At 58.5% G+C, this 20,238-nt stretch carries 21 protein-coding genes and 2 tRNA genes; 13 read left to right on the top strand and 10 right to left on the bottom strand.

What is annotated here, in order from left to right; translation table 11 throughout:
* The 4 genes from ACESMB_RS03100 to ACESMB_RS03085 form a co-directional block, all read left to right on the top strand.
* Positions 1-303: ABC transporter permease subunit (locus ACESMB_RS03100; protein WP_372970886.1), on the top strand; the 303-nt coding region annotated here is incomplete at its 5' end.
* The gene (gene oppC, locus ACESMB_RS03095) at positions 303-1,235 is read left to right on the top strand and encodes an oligopeptide ABC transporter permease OppC (protein WP_372970885.1); all 933 of its coding nucleotides are present in this window, start codon (positions 303-305) and stop codon (positions 1,233-1,235) included. The genes ACESMB_RS03100 and oppC, both read left to right, overlap by 1 nt.
* A gap of 19 nt (positions 1,236-1,254) precedes the next feature.
* Entirely contained in the window at positions 1,255-2,223 is a 969-nt protein-coding gene (locus ACESMB_RS03090) for an oligopeptide/dipeptide ABC transporter ATP-binding protein (RefSeq protein ID WP_372970884.1), read from the top strand.
* On the top strand, positions 2,220-3,254 hold the full coding sequence (locus tag ACESMB_RS03085) for an oligopeptide/dipeptide ABC transporter ATP-binding protein (protein ID WP_372925262.1): 1,035 nt from the start codon (positions 2,220-2,222) through the stop codon (positions 3,252-3,254). The genes ACESMB_RS03090 and ACESMB_RS03085 overlap by 4 nt, the downstream gene beginning before the upstream one ends.
* Positions 3,255-3,281: 27 nt before the next feature.
* On the opposite strand, the gene ACESMB_RS03080 is transcribed toward ACESMB_RS03085, so the two are convergent.
* The 9 genes from ACESMB_RS03080 to ACESMB_RS03040 form a co-directional block, all read right to left on the bottom strand.
* Positions 3,282-3,358: transfer RNA gene (locus ACESMB_RS03080), tRNA-Met, on the bottom strand.
* A gap of 89 nt (positions 3,359-3,447) precedes the next feature.
* Entirely contained in the window at positions 3,448-4,539 is a 1,092-nt protein-coding gene (gene ychF / locus ACESMB_RS03075) for a redox-regulated ATPase YchF (protein ID WP_372925263.1), read from the bottom strand.
* Between the two features lie 37 nt (positions 4,540-4,576).
* Entirely contained in the window at positions 4,577-5,164 is a 588-nt protein-coding gene (pth, locus tag ACESMB_RS03070) for an aminoacyl-tRNA hydrolase (protein WP_372925264.1), read from the bottom strand.
* A 30-nt stretch (positions 5,165-5,194) separates the two neighbouring features.
* The gene (locus ACESMB_RS03065) at positions 5,195-5,848 is read right to left on the bottom strand and encodes a 50S ribosomal protein L25/general stress protein Ctc (RefSeq protein ID WP_372925265.1); all 654 of its coding nucleotides are present in this window, start codon (positions 5,846-5,848) and stop codon (positions 5,195-5,197) included.
* A gap of 156 nt (positions 5,849-6,004) precedes the next feature.
* The gene (locus ACESMB_RS03060; RefSeq protein ID WP_372925266.1) at positions 6,005-6,955 is read right to left on the bottom strand and encodes a ribose-phosphate diphosphokinase; all 951 of its coding nucleotides are present in this window, start codon (positions 6,953-6,955) and stop codon (positions 6,005-6,007) included.
* 52 nt (positions 6,956-7,007) lie between these two features.
* Positions 7,008-7,082: transfer RNA gene (locus ACESMB_RS03055), tRNA-Gln, on the bottom strand.
* A gap of 19 nt (positions 7,083-7,101) precedes the next feature.
* Complete coding sequence (gene ispE / locus ACESMB_RS03050; protein WP_372970883.1) at positions 7,102-7,959, bottom strand: 4-(cytidine 5'-diphospho)-2-C-methyl-D-erythritol kinase; 858 nt, start codon at positions 7,957-7,959, stop codon at positions 7,102-7,104.
* Complete coding sequence (lolB, locus tag ACESMB_RS03045) at positions 7,956-8,594, bottom strand: lipoprotein insertase outer membrane protein LolB (protein WP_372925268.1); 639 nt, start codon at positions 8,592-8,594, stop codon at positions 7,956-7,958. Before lolB ends, ispE begins: the two co-directional genes overlap by 4 nt.
* A complete protein-coding gene (locus tag ACESMB_RS03040) occupies positions 8,591-10,351 on the bottom strand; it encodes a tetratricopeptide repeat protein (RefSeq protein WP_372970882.1) in 1,761 nt (586 codons plus the stop codon). The genes lolB and ACESMB_RS03040 overlap by 4 nt, the downstream gene beginning before the upstream one ends.
* Positions 10,352-10,582: 231 nt before the next feature.
* On the opposite strand from ACESMB_RS03040, the gene hemA reads away from it, so the two are divergent.
* Genes hemA through ACESMB_RS03020 form a run of 4 tightly spaced genes read left to right on the top strand, consistent with a single transcriptional unit; the run spans position 10,583 to position 14,543 of the window.
* Entirely contained in the window at positions 10,583-11,872 is a 1,290-nt protein-coding gene (gene hemA, locus ACESMB_RS03035; RefSeq protein ID WP_372925270.1) for a glutamyl-tRNA reductase, read from the top strand.
* Entirely contained in the window at positions 11,869-12,954 is a 1,086-nt protein-coding gene (prfA, locus tag ACESMB_RS03030; protein WP_372970881.1) for a peptide chain release factor 1, read from the top strand. Before hemA ends, prfA begins: the two co-directional genes overlap by 4 nt.
* Complete coding sequence (prmC, locus tag ACESMB_RS03025; protein ID WP_372970880.1) at positions 12,947-13,798, top strand: peptide chain release factor N(5)-glutamine methyltransferase; 852 nt, start codon at positions 12,947-12,949, stop codon at positions 13,796-13,798. Before prfA ends, prmC begins: the two co-directional genes overlap by 8 nt.
* A complete protein-coding gene (locus ACESMB_RS03020; RefSeq protein WP_372925273.1) occupies positions 13,785-14,543 on the top strand; it encodes a HesA/MoeB/ThiF family protein in 759 nt (252 codons plus the stop codon). Before prmC ends, ACESMB_RS03020 begins: the two co-directional genes overlap by 14 nt.
* Positions 14,544-14,573: 30 nt before the next feature.
* Here ACESMB_RS03020 and phrB read toward each other — a convergent pair whose 3' ends face one another.
* The gene (gene phrB / locus ACESMB_RS03015) at positions 14,574-15,974 is read right to left on the bottom strand and encodes a deoxyribodipyrimidine photo-lyase (protein WP_372970879.1); all 1,401 of its coding nucleotides are present in this window, start codon (positions 15,972-15,974) and stop codon (positions 14,574-14,576) included.
* Positions 15,975-16,079: 105 nt separating this feature from the next.
* Between phrB and ACESMB_RS03010 the strand changes: the two genes are divergently transcribed.
* The 5 genes from ACESMB_RS03010 to ACESMB_RS02990 form a co-directional block, all read left to right on the top strand.
* The gene (locus tag ACESMB_RS03010; protein WP_372970878.1) at positions 16,080-16,898 is read left to right on the top strand and encodes a hypothetical protein; all 819 of its coding nucleotides are present in this window, start codon (positions 16,080-16,082) and stop codon (positions 16,896-16,898) included.
* A 78-nt stretch (positions 16,899-16,976) separates the two neighbouring features.
* Entirely contained in the window at positions 16,977-17,837 is an 861-nt protein-coding gene (locus ACESMB_RS03005) for a mechanosensitive ion channel family protein (RefSeq protein ID WP_372925304.1), read from the top strand.
* Complete coding sequence (locus ACESMB_RS03000) at positions 17,818-18,318, top strand: ATP-dependent zinc protease (RefSeq protein ID WP_372970877.1); 501 nt, start codon at positions 17,818-17,820, stop codon at positions 18,316-18,318. Before ACESMB_RS03005 ends, ACESMB_RS03000 begins: the two co-directional genes overlap by 20 nt.
* On the top strand, positions 18,315-19,220 hold the full coding sequence (rimK, locus tag ACESMB_RS02995) for a 30S ribosomal protein S6--L-glutamate ligase (protein WP_372925277.1): 906 nt from the start codon (positions 18,315-18,317) through the stop codon (positions 19,218-19,220). Before ACESMB_RS03000 ends, rimK begins: the two co-directional genes overlap by 4 nt.
* A 1-nt stretch (position 19,221) precedes the next feature.
* A partial coding sequence (locus ACESMB_RS02990) for a succinylglutamate desuccinylase/aspartoacylase family protein (RefSeq protein ID WP_372970876.1) occupies positions 19,222-20,238 on the top strand: 1,017 nt, incomplete at its 3' end.

The following is a 20,238-nucleotide window of genomic DNA, read 5'->3' as shown; positions in this document are numbered from 1 at the left end:
CGCACTGCCCGGGCCAAGGGCATACCCCGACACAAGATTGTGCTGCGCCACGCTCTGAAGCCGGCATTGATTCCGGTTGTATCGTATCTGGGCCCGGCTTTTGTGGGCATTATTACCGGTTCGGTGATCATTGATCAGGTGTTCTCCACCGGTGGCATCGGCCAGCACTTCGTCAACGGCGCCATCAACCGGGATTATTCGCTGATTCTCGGGGTCACTATTCTGGTGGGCATGCTGACCATCGTTTTCAATGCCGTGGTGGATATTCTCTACACCTGGCTGGACCCAAGGGTGCGCTACTGATGCTTTTTTCCGACAAACACGCCGGCATGGGCGAGCTGGCGGACACCCTGGCCGACGAGGCCTTCACCGAGGGCCGCAGCCTGTGGCGTGATGCCCGCCGGCGGTTCATGCAGCACCGGGCGGCAGTGGCGAGCCTGGTGGTGCTGGCTCTGCTGCTTCTGTTCGCCACTTTCGGCCAGTACCTGTCGCCCTGGGATAACGAATCCATCGACTGGGCGAGCCTGCCGAACCTGGACGAAGACGGCGTGCCGAGCCTTGCCAGCCAGCACTATTTCGGCCTCGATCCGATTGGTCGCGACCTCTACCAGCGCACAGTACAGGGCAGTCGTATCTCGCTCATGGTGGGGGTTCTTGGTGCCCTCACGGCGGTCATCATCGGCACTCTCTATGGCGCTATCTCCGGCTACGTGGGCGGCCGTACCGATGCCATCATGATGCGTACCCTGGAAGTGCTCAGCGCCTTCCCGTTCATGTTCCTGGTGATCGTGCTGATGGCAGTTTTCGGGCGCAATGTGCTGCTGATTTTCGTTGCTATCGGGGCCGTGAGCTGGCTGAACATGGCCCGGATTGTGCGCGGCCAGACCCTCAGCCTAAAGCGCAAGGAGTACATTGAGGCGGCCGTGGCCGTGGGCGTGCATCCTTTCCTGATTGTTATCCGCCACATCGTGCCCAATGTGCTGGGGGTGGTGATTGTCTACGCTACGCTGCTGGTGCCGGAGATGATCCTGTTTGAATCCTTTATCTCGTTCCTGGGGTTGGGGGTGTCGGAACCCTACACCTCCTGGGGTGCGCTGATCTCAGAGGGGGCGAATGCCATGTGGACCACCCCCTGGACGCTGATTTTTCCCATGCTGATGCTGGTGCTGACCCTGTTCTGTTTCAATTTCCTCGGCGACGGGCTACGGGATGCCCTCGACCCCAAAGACCGCTGAGCCGGCAGGAACCCGATTTATGGCAATGCTGGAAGTGAACAACCTGAAGGTGGATTTCGACACCCCGGACGGCACTTTGCAGGCGGTGCGGGGGCTCAGCTACCAGCTGGAAGCCGGGCAGACCCTGGGAATCGTGGGCGAGTCCGGCGCGGGCAAGAGCCAGGGGGTGTTTGCCCTGATGGGCCTGCTGCCGGATAACGCCCGGGTCAGTGGCGAAGTGATGTTTGAGGGGGAGGAACTGCTCAACCTGTCGGAAAAACGGATGAACCGGATTCGCGCGGCCCGCATCGGCATGATCTTCCAGGACCCGATGACCTCCCTGAACCCCTTCATGAAAGTCAGCGACCAGCTCACCGAGGTATTGGTGCAGCACAGGGGCATCAGCCGCAAACAGGCGTTGCAGGAGTCCCTGCAGATGCTGGACGCCGTGCGCATTCCCGAAGCCCGCAACCGTATTCATCGTTACCCCCATGAATTCTCTGGCGGGATGCGCCAGCGGGTGATGATTGCCATGTCGCTGCTGTGCCGGCCGCAGCTGCTGATTGCGGACGAGCCTACCACCGCCCTGGATGTCACCGTACAGGCGCAGGTGATGGGGCTGCTGCGGGAGCTGCAACAGGAATTCAAGACCGCCATCATCCTGATCACCCACGACCTGGGGGTAGTGGCGGGAAGCTGTGACCAGACCCTGGTGATGTACGGTGGCCAGATGATGGAATATGCCGCCACCCGGGACCTGTTCCGCGACCCAACCCATCCCTACACCAGAGGGCTGATGGGCGCGATTCCCCGTATCGACGAGCAGATTGACGAGCTGGTGACGATTCCCGGTAACCCGCCCAACCTGATGAATCTGCCCCCCGGTTGTCCATTCTTCAGTCGTTGTCCGGTGGCCGAGCCCCGTTGCTATCACGAACTGGACCGGCCAGAGCATTTTGAGCCGGACCGGATAAGGGTGTGCAACCTGCCAAGGGAGGCCGTCCAATGAGCGAACAGCAGCCCCTGCTGGCGGTTGAAAACCTGCAGGTCACCTTTGAGATCATGCCCCGAAATGCCTGGCCCTGGAGCAGGCCCCAGCAACTGCGGGCAGTCAACAACGTCAGCTTTACCCTGAACGAAGGGGAGACCCTGGGCATTGTGGGCGAGTCCGGCTGCGGCAAGTCCACCCTGGCGAGGGCCATCATGGGCATGGTGCCAAGCCAGGCAGGGAGGGTGGTCTGGCTGGGTGAGAACCTGCGGAGCCTGAACCTGAAACAGCTGCGCAAACGCCGCCAGCGCCTGCAGATGGTGTTCCAGGACCCGCTGGCATCCCTGTCGCCCCGCATGACCGTTGGGGACATCATCGCCGAACCCCTGCGTACCCACTACCCGGACATAAAGGGCACCGAGTTGCGGGAGAAAGTGGACGCCATCATGGACCGTGTCGGCCTGCACTCCCACCAGAAGAACCGCTACCCACACGAATTCTCCGGCGGCCAGTGCCAGCGGGTAGGCATCGCCCGCGCACTGATACTGGAGCCGAAGCTGATTATTTGCGACGAACCCGTCTCTGCACTGGATGTGTCCGTTCAGGCCCAGGTCATCAACCTGCTGAAAAACCTGCAGCGGGAGATGGGCCTGTCACTGATCTTCATCGCCCACGACCTGAGCGTGGTCAAACACATCAGTGACCGGGTGATGGTGCTGTACCTGGGCAATGTGGTGGAAACTGCGTCCCGCGCCAACCTGTATGCAAGCCCTAAACATCCCTACACACAGGCCCTGATGGCCGCCGTGCCGATTCCGGACCCGGACCGGGAACGGGCGAAAACACCGCCGATTCTGGATGGCGACCTGCCATCGCCGATGAATCCGCCGAGCGGATGTGTGTTTCGTACGCGATGCCCGCTGGCAACCGAGTATTGCGGTAAAGAGATACCGGTACTGGAGGACAAGAGCGGGGCAGGGCACCGGGTAGCCTGTCATTACGTGGAGCGGGAAGGGGATACCGAATGGGAACCAGGAATGAAAAAAGCCTGACTCTTTCGAGCCAGGCTTTTCAAATACTGGTAGCAAGGGGCGGAGTCGAACCGCCGACCCCGGCATTATGAGTGCCGTGCTCTAACCAACTGAGCTACCTTGCCATTTCGTTGCGGGACAAGCCCAAACGAGGCGCGTATTTTCAGTATTTGGGCCCCTGCTGTCAAGGCTTGGGCCCCGCTTTTTCAGAAAATTACACGTTAAAACGGAAGTGGATGACGTCGCCGTCCTGGACGATGTATTCCTTGCCCTCCAGGCGCCACTTGCCGGCTTCCTTGGCGCCGGCTTCGCCGTTGTACTTGACGAAGTCTTCGTAGCTCACCACTTCGGCACGGATGAAACCGCGCTCGAAGTCAGTGTGGATGACGCCGGCGGCCTGGGGAGCGGTTGCACCGACTTTTACGGTCCACGCGCGGACTTCCTTCACGCCTGCGGTGAAGTAGGTCTGCAGGTTCAACAGGCCGTAGCCGCTGCGGATAACGCGGTCCAGCCCCGGCTCTTCCATGCCCATTTCTTCCAGGAACATGGACTTTTCATCGTCTTCCAGTTCGGCGATCTCGGCTTCTATCTTGTTGCAGATGGGGACCACTACGGCATTTTCAGATTCGGCGATCTTGCGCACCGTATCCAGGTGAGGATTGTTTTCAAAGCCATCTTCGCTGACGTTGGCAATGTACATGGTGGGCTTCACGGTCAGCAGGCACAGCTCGCGGATCAGAGCCATCTGATCCTTGTCGAGGTTCATGCTGCGCACCGGCTTGCCTTCGTTCAGCACCGGCATCAGCTTTTCGAACATCTCCAGTTGTGCTTTGGCTTCCTTGTCGCCGCTCTTGGCGACCCGCTGGACCCGCTTGATGGCTTTCTCGACGGTTTCCAGGTCGGCAAGGGCCAGCTCTGTGTTGATCACTTCGATGTCCGAGGCCGGATCAATTTTGTTGGAAACGTGAATAACGTTGTCGTCTTCAAAGCAGCGCACAACGTGGGCAATGGCGTCGGTCTGGCGGATGTTGGCCAGAAACTGGTTACCGAGGCCTTCGCCCTTGGAGGCGCCCTCGACCAGGCCTGCAATATCCACAAACTCCATGGTGGTGGCGACCACTTTTTCCGGCTTCACGATCTCGGCCAGCTTGTTCAGGCGTGGATCGGGCATGGCAACCACGCCAGCATTGGGCTCGATGGTGCAGAAGGGAAAGTTTTCGGCGCCAATGCCGGATTTGGTCAGCGCGTTGAACAAGGTGGATTTGCCGACGTTCGGCAGGCCTACGATGCCGCAGTTAAATCCCATGGAATGCCTCTGCTGGTGCTTGAAAAATTTGGACGGATTATACCGGTTTGAAGCTGTGCAAGCGATTCATCGCCGCCGAGAGTTTGCCGCTGGCGGCATCCGGCAGCACGCGGATGATCTCGTCGATCACGGCGCTCAGTTCCTCGCTTTCCCGTTTGCCCAGGCGGCCGAGTACGTAGCCGGTTACCTGGCGGCTGTCGCCGGGATGACCGATGCCGATGCGCAGGCGCTGGAAATCGTTGGTGCCCAGGTGGGCAATGGTGTCCCGCAGGCCGTTGTGTCCGCCGTGGCCGCCGCCTTTCTTGAGTTTTGCGGTGCCAGGAGGCAGGTCGAGATCGTCGTGGGCAACCAGAATCTGTTGGGGCTGAATCTTGAAGAAGTCCGCCAGTGCCTTGATGGAGAGGCCGCTGCGGTTCATATAAGTGGAGGGGTTCAGAAGGTGCAGGTCAAGGCCCTGCAGCTGGATACGGGCGTAGAGCCCATGGTATTTCTTTTCGGGGCGGAGCGTCTGGCCCGCTTCACGAGCCAGAGCTTCGACGAAAAGGGCACCGGCATTATGGCGGGTGTTCGCATAGTCCGGGCCGGGATTACCCAGCCCCACCACCATGACGATATCCTGTGCCATCTGCCGTTGCCCTCGTCAGAAAAGGAGTGGTTACTCCTTGTCTTCGCCTTCTTCACCTGCTTCGCTGTCTACACCTTCGTCAGTATCTTCGGTCTTGGCAGCGCGCGGTTTGTGGATGGCAACGACCGGCAGGTCGTGGTCTTCGCCCTGCTGCAGTGCAGCAATACGAACGCCTTCGGTCAGCTTCAGGTCGCTCAGGTGGATGACCTGGTCCATTTCCACGTCCAACATATCAACTTCAATGAACTCTGGTAGGTTCTGCGGCAGACAGATGACTTCCACTTCGTTGATCTGGTGTTGAGCAACGCCGCCTTGGAGTTTGATAGCCGGTGCAGAATCCTCGTTCAGGAAGTGCAGCGGTACGTTAACGTGGATTTCGTGATCCTTGTCAACGCGAAGGAAGTCAGCGTGGGTCAGCAGCGGCTTGTACGGGTGACGCTGCAGATCCTTCAGGATCACGCTTTCTTTCTTGCCTTCCAGTTCGATGGTCAGAACGTGTGAGAAGAAGGCTTCGTTTTCCAGGGCCTTTTTCAGCTCGTTGTGCCAGATGGAGATGGAAACGGCTTCTTTACTACCGCCATAGACGATAGCCGGTATTTTCCGCTCCTCGCGACGCAGGCGGCGGCTCGCACCTCTCCCCTGATCGCCACGAGGAAATGCTTCGATAAGAAATTCCTGAGACATGGTTATAACCTCAATTTTCACCCGAGCGGCCCGCGACCAGGTCCTGAACAGGTGACATTTGCGAAATGCCGGAAGCTTTTCCGGCGGACTAAACAGGCCGGGAGCCCACTGGGCTCCCGGTCCGGATTCTTCTCTGTAAATCAGGCTGTTAGCTGATCAGGCGTTCTCGAACATCGCGCTGATGGACTCTTCGTTGCTGACGCGACGAATGGATTCCGCAAGCAGTCCAGCCATACTGAGGACGCGAATCTTATCACAATTGCGCGCTTTGTCACCCAGTGGGATAGTATCGCAGACAACCAGTTCGTCCAGTTCGGAAGCATTAAGGTTGTCGACAGCCGGCCCGGACAGGACGGGATGGGTAATATAGGCAACTACCTTGGAGGCCCCATGCTCTTTCAGGGCATTGGCGGCCTTGCAAAGGGTGCCAGCGGTATCAATGATGTCATCTACCAGGATGCAGGTCTTGTCTTTGACATCGCCAATGATGTGCATGACCTGGGACACATTGGCCTTCGGGCGACGCTTGTCGATGATCGCCAGGTCGGCGTCGTCCAGGCGCTTGGCCACGGCGCGGGCGCGTACAACGCCGCCTACGTCAGGAGATACCACAACAAAGTTTTCAAATCGCTGCTTCTCGATATCCTCGAGCATCACCGGGGTGGCGTAGATGTTGTCCACCGGGATGTCGAAGAACCCCTGAATCTGGTCTGCGTGCAGGTCCAGGGTCAGAACCCTGTCAACGCCAATGCTGGAGATCATGTCTGCAACCACTTTCGCGCTGATGGCAACGCGGGTGGAACGAACGCGGCGATCCTGACGGGCGTAACCGTAGTAGGGAATAACCGCGGTAACCCGGGTGGCGGAGGCACGACGCAGGGCGTCAGCCATCACGATCAGTTCCATCAGGTTATCGTTGGTGGGGTTGCAGGTAGGCTGGATAATAAAGACATCATGTCCGCGAACGTTTTCATTAATCTCGACGGTGGTTTCACCATCGCTGAACGTTCCAACGGTGGCCTGGCCCATGGGGATGTGAAGTTTCTGGGCGATGGCCTTGGCAAGCTCAGGATTGGCGTTGCCGGTAAAAATCATCAGTTTGGACACGACGGCATCCTTCTCGGTATCGGCGTTTGATTCAGAAGAAGCGGGAGAAAGGTGGCTGGGGTGGCAGGATTCGAACCTGCGCATGACGGGATCAAAACCCGTTGCCTTACCACTTGGCGACACCCCAGTATCGTGCTTTATTGGCATCATTTCAGCTCTGTCAGCTTTTTGTGAAGTGGTGAAATGTTCACCCCTTGAGCGACGAACCCCTTGATGCCGGAGGGTTTGCTTTCCCAGATAATCCGGGCTGCGGATTCTGTCGGGAAACGTCCAAATATGCAAGCCCCGGTTCCGGTTAATCTTGCAGGTCCGAATTGTGCAAGCCACTCCAGGCCTTGATGAACCTCAGGATACAGTCTTCTAACTACATCCTCACAGTCGTTTCGGTACCTCGAGGCGTCTCCCTCAAAAGCGGGCGCTATTTTGATTCCGGGGGTATCCCTTGTCAACCCTTGCCGGGAAAAAATCTCCCTGGTGCTTATATCGCATGGTGGTTTTATAACCACAAACCAGTCTTCGGGGGGATTGGCCTCCGTCAGTCTTTCGCCCACGCCTTCGCCCCAAGCTGCGTGCCCGTGCACGAATACCGGTACATCGGCACCCAGGGCCAGGCCGAGCTCTGCCAGTTTGTCCAGAGAGCGGTTCAACCCCCAAAGATGATTCAGCCCCAGCAATGTGGTTGCGGCGTTGGAGCTGCCACCGCCCAGGCCGCCACCCAAGGGCAGTTTTTTGTCAATGGCAATGCTTACTCCGGTTACAGTGCTATCTGTTGTTACTGCCAGCTGCCTTGCAGCTCGGAGGACAAGGTTATCTTCATCGGCAACACCGGGGATGGATTGCTCCAGCTCTATCCGGTTGTCCATGCGGGGGGTCAGGGTGATGGTGTCGCCGTAATCCAGAAACTGAAACAGGGTTTGCAGTTCGTGGTAGCCGTCAGGTCTGCGGCCCAAAATGTGCAGGAACAGGTTGAGCTTTGCCGGGGAGGGCAGTTCCAGTTTCTTCACTGGCCTTCTCCGCCACGCTCCTGCCAGTGGCTTACCACCAGCCTGACGCGTTTCTCACCTTTGACCGCTGTTACCCGGGCGGGCAGCGGTGGGTAATCGTCAATAAACGTTTTCCAGCGGTCATAGCGGATTTCCCAGCCCTGTTGGCGGATTACCGCAAGCCGGTCCTGGTCGTCGAAGAACAGGCGGAAATCACCTTCGGGGCCGGGAAGTCCGCGAATCCACCAGGTCAGGCTGTTTAGTGGCAGTTGCCAGCCGGTAGCGGCTTCGATCAGGGCTTCCGGGTCGCCGGACTGGTACTGGTCGCCACCGGGCAGCGTGAGTTCTATGAAACCCGGCACGCCTTCAAGAGTGGTGCGGCCCATGCCCAGAAAGGATGACGACAGCTCCAGTTCGTAGGCCTCCTGATCCTGTTTCCAGTAATTGATCACGGCGGTACCGCTGTCGGAGGGTTGCTTCACAGCAAGCTTGCCACTCAGTTCCCACTGCCGGAACCGGTCGAGCCTGGTGCGGTCTTCGGTCCAGCCCGCCGGTGGTTGCTCGGTCAGGCCTTCGGGCAATGGGTCAACTTGAAGGGAGGTACAGCCGCCCAGGATCAGGGCGGCGAACGCGAGGGCAGTGGCGGGCAATCTCACGGGGACTGCTCTCCGGTCAGCCTTTCAACGGTTTCGATAAGGATCGGGTGGTCCGGGTCCTGCTCGAAGCCTTCTTCCCAGATAATTCGGGCCTGTTCCTGCTCTCCGGTCTGCCAGAGCACTTCGCCTAAATGGGCGGCGACTTCGGGGTCGGCATAGGCTTCCCAGGCGCGGGACAGGTATTCCAGAGCCTGTTCGGTTTCACCCTGCTGATAGAGCACCCAGCCCATGCTGTCGAGGATGGCGGGGTTTTCCGGATCGATCTCAAGCGCCCGTTCAATATAATCCCTGGCTTCGTCGTAGCGGTCCGAGCGGGTAGTGATGATATAGCCGAGTGCGTTGAGAGCGACCGCATTCTGCGGCTGTTCGTCGATAATCTGCCTGAGATCTTTCTCGGCCTGCTCCGGCTGGTCCATAGAGTCCAGCAACATGGCACGGGCGTAGCGGATGCGGATATTGTCCGGGTAGCTTTCGAGTGCTTTATTGGCAGCTGTCAGCGCCTTTTCATTTTGCTCCCTGTCCAGCAGCAGGTTGATTTCCAGCAAATGGAAGTTCTCCTCCTGCTCGGGGTTGCTGCCTCTCAGGTCGCGTATTGCGTCCAGTGCCTCGTCGAGGTCGCCCTGTTCCGCCATGAGCTCGCTGGCCCGCGCCAGGGCAGGGAAATAATAGTTACCCTTCTCCACGTTATAGTAGAAGCCGATGGCCTGTTCGTGGTTGTTTTCCTCGTCGGCGATCCGGCCCAGGTAATAGTGGGCTTCATCCTTGTGATGGCCCTGTTCAATGAGCCGTGTCAGCTCCTCTTCGGCCAGGCTGGTCTGGCCATTTTCAAGTGCTACCAGAGCGTGGGAAAGGCGCAGGCCGGGTACGTTGGGGAAGCGCCTGACCAACCGACTGAATTCGTCCTGTGCTGCCTGCAGTTCGCCTTCACCAATCAGCATGCGGCCATAGAGGGTGCCCATCTGGCGGTTATCGGGGAAGCGGCGGGTGTTTCGTAACAGATGGTCCAGTGCCCGGCGTTTTTCGCCGGTCTGGTAGAGCAGGTCGCCTTTGAGTACCAGAGCCGGCTGGAAGTCCGGTTCGTCGTCAAGCAGAGGGGCCAGTTTGTCCAGGGCCTGCCCGGGCTCGCCGGTCACTTTCAGCAGCAGTGCGATGCTGTAGCGCAGCTCCGGGTCTTCAGGGTGGCGTTGTTCCATCTGGCGGTAAAGCTCAAGCAGTTCCTGCTGCTGTTCCGGCGGCAGGTTGCCGGCCATGGCCGCGAGGCTGTCAAAGTCTGCATCGCCGCCCAGATCCATGATGTTCTCCATATGGCCCAGGGCAGTTTCCAGATCGTTGTTCTTTACCGCCTGGATCGCCGAAATCCGGTGCGCCTGCATGTTGTCCGGATCCACTTCGAGCCACAAGGTTGCCAGTTCGCGCTGGGCGTTGTCAGCGTTGAGGGACTGGGCGATACGCATGGTTCTCTCGATCACGGCTTTGTCGCGGGACTGCTCGGCCGCTTTCATGTAATTGACAAGAGTAACGTCGTAGCGTCCCCGCTGGGCGGCTATTTCGCCAGAGAGCAGCAGGTACAGTTCTTCCGGTTCGAAATCGGCGTAGCGGATTTCCGGTTCCGGTTCCGATTCTGCTGAAGATGCGGTGTTTTCACTATCTTCCGATGGCGCCTCGGGTTGCTGTTCCTGGTCACCCTGAAGGACAGCGCAGCCGGACAGGGAAAGCCCGAACAGGCAGGTAACAAGCAGTAATGCGGACTTTTGCATGCAACATCCCATGATCTGTGTACAGTGCACCTGAACGGCCGGAAGTGACTCTGGCGGCAGACTCAGATGTGGAGTAATGCGACGAGGCTCTATGATGGCACAAGCGCCTGATATTGCCCAACCTGTCAGCAGTTCCCGACATCACCGTGGTTTTGGGTGGCGATAGAAGCCCCTGACCGTTAAAATGCTGATGAAACTACGTCTTCAGACATAAGGCAGTCTAACTCCGATATGGCACTGGTCACCCTCGGCATCAATCATCGCACCGCACCGGTCGAGTTGCGTGAGCGCGTCGCGTTCACTCCCGAGCGCATGGCCGAGGCTTTTGCCGAGCTCCGTGCGACGTCGGGAGCCAGTGAGGCTGCCATTCTCTCCACCTGTAACCGCACCGAACTGTACCTGGCCGGGGATGACGATTGTGCCCCTGCCGTGCTGCGGTGGCTGGCAGGGTTCCATGACATGGAGGCCGGCGACCTGGAAGAGGTGCTCTATGTCCATCGGGATTCTGAGGCCGTTCGGCACATAATGAGAGTAGCCGCCGGGCTGGACTCCATGGTACTTGGTGAACCGCAGATCCTGGGCCAGCTCAAGGACGCTTACGTCCTGTCCCGGGAGCATGGAGCCAGCGGATCCTTCCTGTCACGCCTGTTCGAGCATACCTTTTCCGTTGCCAAGCGGGTACGTACCCAGACAGCCATTGGCGAGAATCCGGTATCAGTGGCTTATGCAGCAGTCAGCATGGCCCATCACATATTTGCCGACATGTCCTGCAACAAAGCCCTGCTGATTGGCGCCGGCAAGACGATCGAGCTGGTTTCCCGGCACCTTGCCGATGCCGGAGTGAAGAGCTTCCTGGTGGCCAACCGCACGCTGGAACGTGCCCAGGCACTGGCGGAGTCCCGCGGTGGCAAGGGTATTCTGCTTTCGGATATCCCGGACCACCTGGCTGATGTAGACATCATTATTTCGTCCACCGCCAGCCCCCTGCCGATTCTGGGCAAGGGTGCCGTTGAGAGAGCGCTCAAAAAGCGCAAGCACCGCCCCTATTTCATGGTGGATATCGCAGTCCCGAGGGATATAGAGCCGGAGGTCAGTTCCCTTGCGGATGTTTACCTCTATACCGTCGATGATCTTCGCCAGGTGATCGAGGAGAATGTGCGTTCGCGGGAGGGTGCCGCCCGGGAGGCCGAGAATCTGGTCACCGACGGCGTGCAGCAGTTTCTCAGCCAGTTACGGGCTCTGGATGCGGTATCCACTCTCAAACAGTTCCGTCAGCGTGCTGAGACCCTGCGGGATGCAGAAACCGAAAAGGCAATCCGTGCCCTGCGCAACGGCGCTGACCCGGAAACCGTGTTACGAAGCATGGCCCGGGGGCTGACCAACAAGCTACTTCACGAGCCTTCTATTCAGGTTCGCAGGGCGACAACAGAAGGCAGAACCGAGGTCACCCAGTGGCTCAGAGAATTGCATCAGCTTGATGCGCTGGATGCCGACGCGCCCATCATCCCGGAAAAACTATGAAGTCATCGATCCAGTCCCGCCTTGAGCAGCTTGCAGACCGCTTCGAGGAAGTCAGCGCTTTGCTGAGTGATCAGCAGACAATTGCCGATCAGGACAGGTTCCGGGACCTGTCACGTGAGTTTGCTGAAATTGAGCCGATTGTTCACTGCTTCCAGGCCTGGCAGCAATCCCGTGAAGATGTAAAAGAAGCCACTGAGCTGGCCCGCGACGGCGACGCCGACATGCGTGCCATGGCTGAAGAGGAATTGGGCCTTGCGGAACAGAAAAGCGAGGAACTCGACGAAGAGCTTCAGCGCCTGATGCTGCCCAAGGATCCCAATGACGGCAAGAACGTGTTCCTGGAGATCCGCGCCGGAACCGGTGGCGATGAGGCTGCCATTTTTGCCGGTGACCTGTTCAAGATGTATATGCGTTACGCCGAGCGCCAGCGCTGGCAGGTGGAAGTGATCAGTGCAAGCGAGGGCGAGCATGGTGGGTACAAGGAAATCATCGCCCGCATTGCCGGCAGTGCCGTTTATGGCGCCCTGAAGTTCGAGTCCGGAGCGCACCGGGTGCAACGGGTGCCGGAAACCGAATCCCAGGGCCGCATTCACACTTCGGCCTGCACCGTCGCCGTCATGCCGGAAGCAGACGAGACCGAGGCAGTCGAGATCAACAAGTCCGACCTGAGGGTCGATACCTTCCGGGCTTCCGGTGCCGGCGGCCAGCACGTGAACAAGACCGATTCCGCGATTCGCATAACCCATATACCCACCGGTATCGTGGTGGAGTGCCAGGAAGAACGCTCCCAACACAAGAACCGCGCAAAGGCCATGAGCTTTCTCGCTTCCCGGCTTCAGAATGAAGAGATCGAACGCCAGCAGAAAACCCTGGCAGCCACCCGCAAGAGCCTGGTGGGTAGTGGTGATCGTTCGGAACGCATTCGAACCTACAATTTCCCTCAGGGGCGAGTAACGGACCACCGCATCAACCTGACCCTGTACAAGCTTGATGAAGTGATCTCGGGAGACCTGGACGCCGTCATCGTGCCCCTGCAGCATGAACACCAGGCCGACCTTCTGGCCTCTCTGGCTGATGAGTGACGCACCCTTATCCTGCGAAGCAGTGCTCAAAGAAGCCACCGAAGTGATTGGCAGCGATTCCCCACGCCTGGATGCCGAGCTATTGCTCAGCCATGTGACCGGCTGGTCCCGGACCTCTTTTCGTGCCTGGCCAGAGCGTGAGGTGAAGGCTACCCAGCTGGCATGCTTCTTTTCCCTCGTGGATCAGCGCTATGAGGGGCGCCCGGTGGCATATCTGCTGGGCGAGCAGGAATTCTGGTCGCTGCCTCTGAAAATCAATCCCTCCACGCTTATTCCCCGGCCTGATACCGAATGCCTGGTTGAGGCCGTACTTATGCTGGAGATGTCGGAAAACGCCATTGTGCTCGATCTTGGCACCGGCACCGGCGCTATCGCACTGGCCCTTGCCAGCGAACGGCCCGAGTGGTGGGTTTCTGCCTGTGATGCTGTCGGGGAAGCCGTGGAACTGGCCAGGGAAAATGCCGCGCGTCTGGACCTGCCGGTGACTGTGTATAAGAGCAATTGGTTTGCAGACCTGCCAGTGGGCTGTTTTGATCTGATTGTTTCCAATCCGCCGTACATTGCGGACAATGACCACCACCTGAGTGCGGGCGACGTGCGCTTCGAACCGTCGTCGGCACTGGTTGCCGGCAACGATGGCCTGGCGGATATCCGGCGGATAATCGCTGATGCCCCGTTCTGGCTGTCGCCCGGAGGGTGGCTGATACTGGAACATGGCTATGAGCAGGGTGAGGCAGTACAGCGGCTTTTTGCCGAAGCCGGCTTCACCAGTGTAGAAACCCGCCAGGACTATGGCCGGCGCGACCGCTTTACCCTCGGGAGAAAACACCATGCTGAACGATGAAGAACTGCTGCGCTACAGCCGCCAGATACTGATGCCCCGGTTCGACATTGCCGGCCAGACTAAACTCAAATCTGCGCGAGTTCTGGTAGTCGGCGCCGGTGGCCTGGGCTGTCCGGTGGCTCTTTACCTGGGTGCCGCCGGTATTGGCCACCTGACTCTGGTCGACGACGACATGGTAGAAGTAGCAAACCTGCAGCGTCAGATCGCGTTCGAGCAGTCTGATATCGGTGGATCCAAAGCTGAGCGTCTGGCCGAGCGAGTGCGCCGCATTAACCCGGAAGTGTCAGTGACCGCATTGACCGAACGACTGGAAGGGGACGAGCTACAGCGTCAGGTCGATTCTGCCAGCTTGGTGATCGACTGCACCGACAACTTCAACACTCGCTTCGCACTCAACCGCGCCTGCGTGTCTGCTCGCGTTCCACTGGTGTCTGGTGCAGCCATTCGTGGGGAAGGGCAGTTGTCGGTTTACGACGTCCGTGATTACAGCAGCCCCTGTTATCACTGCCTCTACCCGGAGCAGGGCAATGAAGATCTTACCTGTTCCGAGGCCGGTGTTATCGGCCCGCTGGTTGGCATGATTGGCGCTTCCCAGGCGATGGAAGCTATCAAGGTAATCACTGGCGTTGGCAAAACCCTTACAGGCCGGTTATTGATTCTGGATGCCTGGCAAATGGAATGGCGGGAAATGAAACTCGCCAGAGACCCGGGTTGTCCTGTCTGTAGCAGCAGAGAGTCCGCCTAAGGCAGGGCCTGCCCACCCTGCCGTTACCTCCTAGTTCTTAAGCGCCTGAAACTTTGCAATTGCCTCTTTCCTGCTTTCTTTCAGATCAACAATAGGTCGCGGATACCCACCGGGAATGACACCGCCGGCCCAGGGCTGATGAATTCGCTTGTTATCCAGTTTCGCCAGCTCGGGAACGTATCGCCGGATAAATTCGCCCTCGGGATCGAAACGCTCACTCTGGGTGGCCGGGTTGAACACCCGAAAATAGGGTGCCGCATCGGTGCCGGTGGAGGCACTCCACTGCCAGCCACCGTTGTTGGAGGCCAGGAATCCGTCCACCAGTTTCGACATGAAGTAGGCCTCGCCCAGCCGCCAGTCGATAAACAGGTTCTTGGTCAGGAACATGGCGGTGATCATGCGCAGGCGGTTGTGCATCCAGCCGGTCTGGTTCAGTTGGCGCATGGCCGCATCCACAATGGGGATGCCGGTATTGCCGTCCTTCCAGGCCTTAAACTTCTCGTCAGGTGAATTCCATTGCAGGGCTTCGGTCTCAGGCTTGAAAGCCCGGTGCATGCTCACCCTGGGGTAGTGGTAAAGGATGTTGATGTAGAAGTCCCGCCAGGCAATCTCATTGGTCCAGGTGGCCAGGCCTTCCTGGTTGCCGCCCATACCCTGATGCTGGTCGGCAGCAATAAGACACTGTTTGCCGGAGAGCACGCCGTTGGCGAGGTAGGGCGAGAGCAGGCTGGTGCCGTCCACCGATGGCAGATCGCGCAGGTTTTTGTAGTTACCGGCACGGTTGTCGAGAAACTGTTCCAGTTGCTGATGAGCCGCATCTTCGCCGGTCTCAACCAGCCTGGGTGGCGGGTTATCGAAACCTTCAGGCATCGTGTCGTAGCGTGCAGCTTCCACGGCTTCTCCGACCGGATCGGGAATCGGGAACAGGTTAGGCCGCGCCTCGTCGATCCAGCTGCGCCAGCGGCGTGAGAATGGAGTGAACACTGAATAGGGCTCTTCCTGCTGGGTCAGAATGCTGCCAACGGGCGCCACGGTCTGGTCGCGGTACTTGTTTACGCCGATGCCGGCGGTGTCGAGGGTCTGTTTCAGGGCTTTGTCCCTGCGTCTTTCGTTAACTCCGTATTCCTCGTTGAAGTGCACATGCCGGATACTCTCGCGCCGGCAGAAATCCTTCAGTTTTTCAATGCTGTCTGTAAAGGTCGTTGCGGTAATGAACGACAGCGGAATGCCCAGCCTTGCCAGTTCCTGTGACAGGGTATTGGTGTGATCCAGCACAAACCTGACCCGTGCCGGGGACCAGTCGTGGTCCCGCCACTGTTCCGGGGTAACAATAAAGCAGGCTCGCACCGCCTGCTGTTGTTTGCAGGCAGCAGTAAGGGCGGCGTTATCGGCTACGCGCAGGTCGTTTCGGAACCAGACGAGCTGTGTCATTGGGTTTCCTGTAGCTGGTGAAGATTGTATGGCCACGACGGATATTCGCCGGAACGTGCTGATTGGATTATAGTTAATAGAAGACTTCATGGATAAAGGGCCAGAATGACAACGAGTCTGGAAACGCAGCAAACGATGCAGGATGGCCAATGGGGAATACATTACACGCTGGAGCCGGGACAGACCCAGTACCATGAACTCAGTCACACCCGGGTATGGGTAGCCCTGCTGGAGCAGGAATGGCAGATTCGTTCCCAGCGTGTTCCCGAAGACGATAACCAGAAACGCTGGCTGCAGCGGGTAACCGACACCTTGCCTGATGCTGAAATGGATGTTCAGCGTTTTGTAAGGCCTGACAATGGCAACCAGCTTCGCTATCTGCCGGCAATGTCGAGTCTCGCAACGGTTATTCGCCCCCATCAGCCACTGACGATCGCTGCCAACAGTGAATGTATGATCTACGTGGGTACGTTGCTGTGGATGCGAATCCAGGTCGGGAACAAGGGAGCGCACCTTGTGGAGCTGCCCCTGGCGGATCCCTCGCTGACCTGGGTAGGCCGGACCACTATGGAGGGCGAGCTTTGCTACTCTGCCGCCACCTATGCGCGCCTGGTGCTCGATGCTGTGCCCAAGCGCCCCTGGCGGGCCATCACACCTGTGCGGATTGTCAACGAGCGACCGCAGCCCCTTTTGTTGGAGCGATTCAACCTTCCGACTCCTCTGCTGTCGCTACACGGGGATGAAAAGGGGCAGCTGTGGACGCCGGGGGTAACGGTTGTCTGTGAAACGGATATGAACTCGGCACGCCTGAGAATTGACCATAGGCTTATCGCTGAAGCCGGGCACTGTGAGCTGGTGGCCCCTGCCCGCGAAGAGTCGGCCCGGGGCGGACTGGTGCGTGCCTACGATCGCATCTTCGGCTGACAGACCCGGCCACTCTTTTTTCTCAGCGGGACTGTAAACGGAGCGTCCTCCTTGATTGAGCAGTTTGAAAACAGTCTGATGCAATTTGTGGGTGCCATTGCCTGGAGCAAGTGGATCAGCACCTTGTTTCTGTTGATTCTCGGCATCCTGCTGGCCTCTTTTGCGGCTCGTGGCGTTTCCCGCTTCATGGAGGAGCGGGCGTCACGACACCACACGGTGATGGTGCGGCGGCTGGTGTTCTATATTGTGCTGGCCATATTCTTTGTGGCCGCTCTGCGGGAGGCCGGTTTCTCTCTTGATGTGGTACTGGGCGCTGCGGGGATACTGACCGTGGCCATCGGTTTCGCGTCCCAGACCTCTGCATCGAACATGATCAGCGGTCTTTTCCTACTGGTCGAGAAGCCTTTCGAGATCGGCAATTTTATTGAAGTGGAAGGCACCATTGGCGAAGTGGTTGCCATAGATATGCTGAGTGTGAAACTGCGCACGCCAGACAACCTTTACGTTCGCATTCCCAATGAGACCCTTATCAAGACCCGGGTGGTCAATCGTTCCCGTTTCCCGATCCGCCGCATGGATCTGACCGTCGGTATTGCCTATGCCGAGGATTTGGAAAGGGTGGAGAATCTGCTTCTGGAGCTGGCGCGGCAGAACAGCGTCAGCCTGGAGGAGCCCAAAGCGTTTGTACTGGTGACCGGATTTGGTCCATCCTCGGTGGACCTTCAGTTTTCCTTTTGGGTGCCCGCTAACAGGGTGCTGGAAGGTCGCAGCCAGATGATGGTTGCCATCAAGAAAGCGCTCGACGAGGAAGGTATTGAAATACCTTTCCCCCATACAAGTATCTATGCCGGAAGCCATTCCGAGCCTTTCCGGGTGGAGCTGCTACGCCCGGAAACCTCAACCAAAAAGGGAGATCCGGATGCCGACCAGAACGGATGAACTTACGCAACCCGGCCAGTTGCCGGAAACAGACGGAAAACTGGCCCTGGGCTGGCGGGAATGGGTTGCCTTGCCGGATTTTGATATCTCCCGCATCAAGGCAAAAGTGGATACCGGTGCCCGCACCTCGTGTCTGCACACCTTTCGCACTGAACCCTACTACACAGACGCCGGTGAGCGCCGCGTCCGCTTCTGGGTTCACCCGGTGCAGAACGACCTGCATCACGTGGTGGAGTGTGACGCGCTGGTGCTGGATGAACGCAATGTGTCGGACTCCGGGGGCCACAAGGAGCTGCGGCTGGTGATTGAAACCCGCCTGGTGCTGGGTGGCATCGAGTGGACGATTGAAATGACCTTGACCAACCGTGATTCCATGCGTTTTCGTATGCTGATTGGTCGAACGGCAATGGCTGGGCGCGCCATTGTACTTCCTGAATGTTCCTATCTCGCCGGCGAGCCGGCCCTAAGGACGAAAAAATGAAAATTGCGATTCTGTCGCGTAACCGTCACCTGTACTCGACACGCCGGCTGGTGGAGGAAGGCGTGAACCGGGGCCACGAAGTGAAGGTCATTGACTGCCTGCACTGCTCCATGAACATTACCTCCGCCGATCCCAGGATCCACTACCACGAGGAAGTGCTGGAAGACTTCGATGTGGTGATTCCCCGTATCGGTGCGTCGGTTACTTTCTACGGCACGGCGGTGTTGCGGCAGTTTGAAATGATGGGGGTTTTCCCGGTCAACGAATCCGTTGCTATTACCCGTTCCCGTGACAAGCTCCGTTCCCTGCAACTGCTGGCACGCAAGGGAGTGGGCATGCCAGTGACCGGGTTTGCCAACAAACCGGACAACGTGCCGGAACTGCTGAAAATGGTGGGTGGTGCACCGGTAGTGATCAAGCTGCTGCAGGGTACCCAGGGCATCGGTGTGGTGCTGGCGGAAACCCGAAAGGCTGCGGAAAGCGTGATTGAAGCGTTTATGGGCCTGAAAGCCGACATCCTGGTACAGGAGTTCATCAAGGAAGCCGGCGGTGCCGATATCCGCTGTTTCGTTATCGGTGACAAGGTCATTGCAGCCATGAAGCGCCAGGGTGGTGAGGGTGAGTTCCGTTCCAACCTGCATCGGGGCGGCACCGCTTCACTGGTGCGCATCACCCCGGAAGAGCGTCGCACTGCCATTACCGCGGCTAAATCCATGGGGCTTAATGTGGCTGGCGTTGATCTGCTTCGCTCCAGCCGGGGCCCCCTGGTAATGGAAGTGAACTCGTCGCCGGGCCTTGAAGGTATCGAGAATGCCACCGGCAAGAACGTAGCGGGCATGATCATGAGCTGGACGGAAAAAAACCAGCAGCCCTGGAAAACCCGCACCAAGGGGAGAGGCTGATATGGCCACACGGGGCCCCTTTGTTATGGCCGGCAATGAAATCAAAGCCGGAACCCGGCAGACCGTGGAAATTCCGGTTGCCAAGCTTTATACCCATACGCCGCTCCATGTGCCTGTAGAAGTGGTGCATGGTCGCCGCGGCGGTCCGGTATTGATGGTATGCGGTGCGATTCACGGGGACGAGATTAACGGTGTCGAGATTGTACGCCGTGTGCTGACCAACTCTGCCCTGCGCCACTTACGGGGCACCCTGGTGGCGGTGCCTATCGTCAATATCTTCGGTTTTGTGCAACGTACCCGCTACCTGCCAGACCGCCGTGACCTCAACCGCTGCTTTCCAGGCACTGAATCCGGTTCCCTGGGCGGGCGCATCGCCTATCTCCTGCGCACCCAGATCATGGAAAATGTTACTCACATCATTGACCTGCATACGGGAGCCATCCACCGCTTCAACCTGCCGCAGATCCGCGCCGAGCTGAAGAATCCGGAAACCATCCGCATGGCGGAGGCCTTCGGTGCGCCCATTATCATTAATGCCAGTTTGCGGGAGGGTAGCCTTCGCGCCTACGCTGATTCCCAGGATATTCCGGTGGTTACCTTCGAGGGCGGTGAAGCCCTGCGGTTTGACGACGTGGTGATTTCCAGCGGTGTGAAAGGCGTGATCCGGGTAATGCGGGAGCTGGAAATGATACCCGCAAAGAAAGGCCCCAAGGCCCCAAGAAAGCGCTCGGAAACTGCCGCCAACTCGCAATGGGTAAGGACGGACACAGACGGCATCATGCGGCCGGTTGCAACTCTGGGCCAGAAGGTTCGCAAGGGCCAGAAACTGGCCATGGTAGCGGACCCGTTTGGCGAGTCCGAAACGGCTGTGCTTTCACCCTGTTCCGGTATCGTTATCTGCGTTAACAACCTGCCCCTGGTGAACGAAGGCGAGGCAATCTATCACATCGCCCGGTTTGACGAACTCAGTGAGGCGGAGAAAGCCATGGACTATTTCCGCAGTAGCTATGAAGGGGAT

This window comes from Marinobacter sp. (genome assembly GCF_041686475.1).
Taxonomy (GTDB): Bacteria; Pseudomonadota; Gammaproteobacteria; order Pseudomonadales; family Oleiphilaceae; genus Marinobacter.
The sequence above is the reverse complement of the archived record's forward strand: the minus strand, read 5'-3'. Positions and strand labels throughout refer to the sequence as shown.

What these genes read in the sequence shown, in the direction of transcription:
- oppC (WP_372970885.1), top strand. Translation starts at nt 303, where the DNA reads ATGCTTTTTTCCGACAAACACGCCGGCATGGGCGAGCTGGCGGACACC.
- ACESMB_RS03090 (WP_372970884.1), top strand. Translation starts at nt 1,255, where the DNA reads ATGGCAATGCTGGAAGTGAACAACCTGAAGGTGGATTTCGACACCCCG.
- ACESMB_RS03085 (WP_372925262.1), top strand. Translation starts at nt 2,220, where the DNA reads ATGAGCGAACAGCAGCCCCTGCTGGCGGTTGAAAACCTGCAGGTCACC.
- ychF (WP_372925263.1), bottom strand. Translation starts at nt 4,539, where the DNA reads ATGGGATTTAACTGCGGCATCGTAGGCCTGCCGAACGTCGGCAAATCC.
- pth (WP_372925264.1), bottom strand. Translation starts at nt 5,164, where the DNA reads ATGGCACAGGATATCGTCATGGTGGTGGGGCTGGGTAATCCCGGCCCG.
- ACESMB_RS03065 (WP_372925265.1), bottom strand. Translation starts at nt 5,848, where the DNA reads ATGTCTCAGGAATTTCTTATCGAAGCATTTCCTCGTGGCGATCAGGGG.
- ACESMB_RS03040 (WP_372970882.1), bottom strand. Translation starts at nt 10,351, where the DNA reads ATGCAAAAGTCCGCATTACTGCTTGTTACCTGCCTGTTCGGGCTTTCC.
- hemA (WP_372925270.1), top strand. Translation starts at nt 10,583, where the DNA reads ATGGCACTGGTCACCCTCGGCATCAATCATCGCACCGCACCGGTCGAG.
- prfA (WP_372970881.1), top strand. Translation starts at nt 11,869, where the DNA reads ATGAAGTCATCGATCCAGTCCCGCCTTGAGCAGCTTGCAGACCGCTTC.
- prmC (WP_372970880.1), top strand. Translation starts at nt 12,947, where the DNA reads ATGAGTGACGCACCCTTATCCTGCGAAGCAGTGCTCAAAGAAGCCACC.
- ACESMB_RS03020 (WP_372925273.1), top strand. Translation starts at nt 13,785, where the DNA reads ATGCTGAACGATGAAGAACTGCTGCGCTACAGCCGCCAGATACTGATG.
- phrB (WP_372970879.1), bottom strand. Translation starts at nt 15,974, where the DNA reads ATGACACAGCTCGTCTGGTTCCGAAACGACCTGCGCGTAGCCGATAAC.
- ACESMB_RS03010 (WP_372970878.1), top strand. Translation starts at nt 16,080, where the DNA reads ATGACAACGAGTCTGGAAACGCAGCAAACGATGCAGGATGGCCAATGG.
- ACESMB_RS03005 (WP_372925304.1), top strand. Translation starts at nt 16,977, where the DNA reads ATGCAATTTGTGGGTGCCATTGCCTGGAGCAAGTGGATCAGCACCTTG.
- ACESMB_RS03000 (WP_372970877.1), top strand. Translation starts at nt 17,818, where the DNA reads ATGCCGACCAGAACGGATGAACTTACGCAACCCGGCCAGTTGCCGGAA.
- rimK (WP_372925277.1), top strand. Translation starts at nt 18,315, where the DNA reads ATGAAAATTGCGATTCTGTCGCGTAACCGTCACCTGTACTCGACACGC.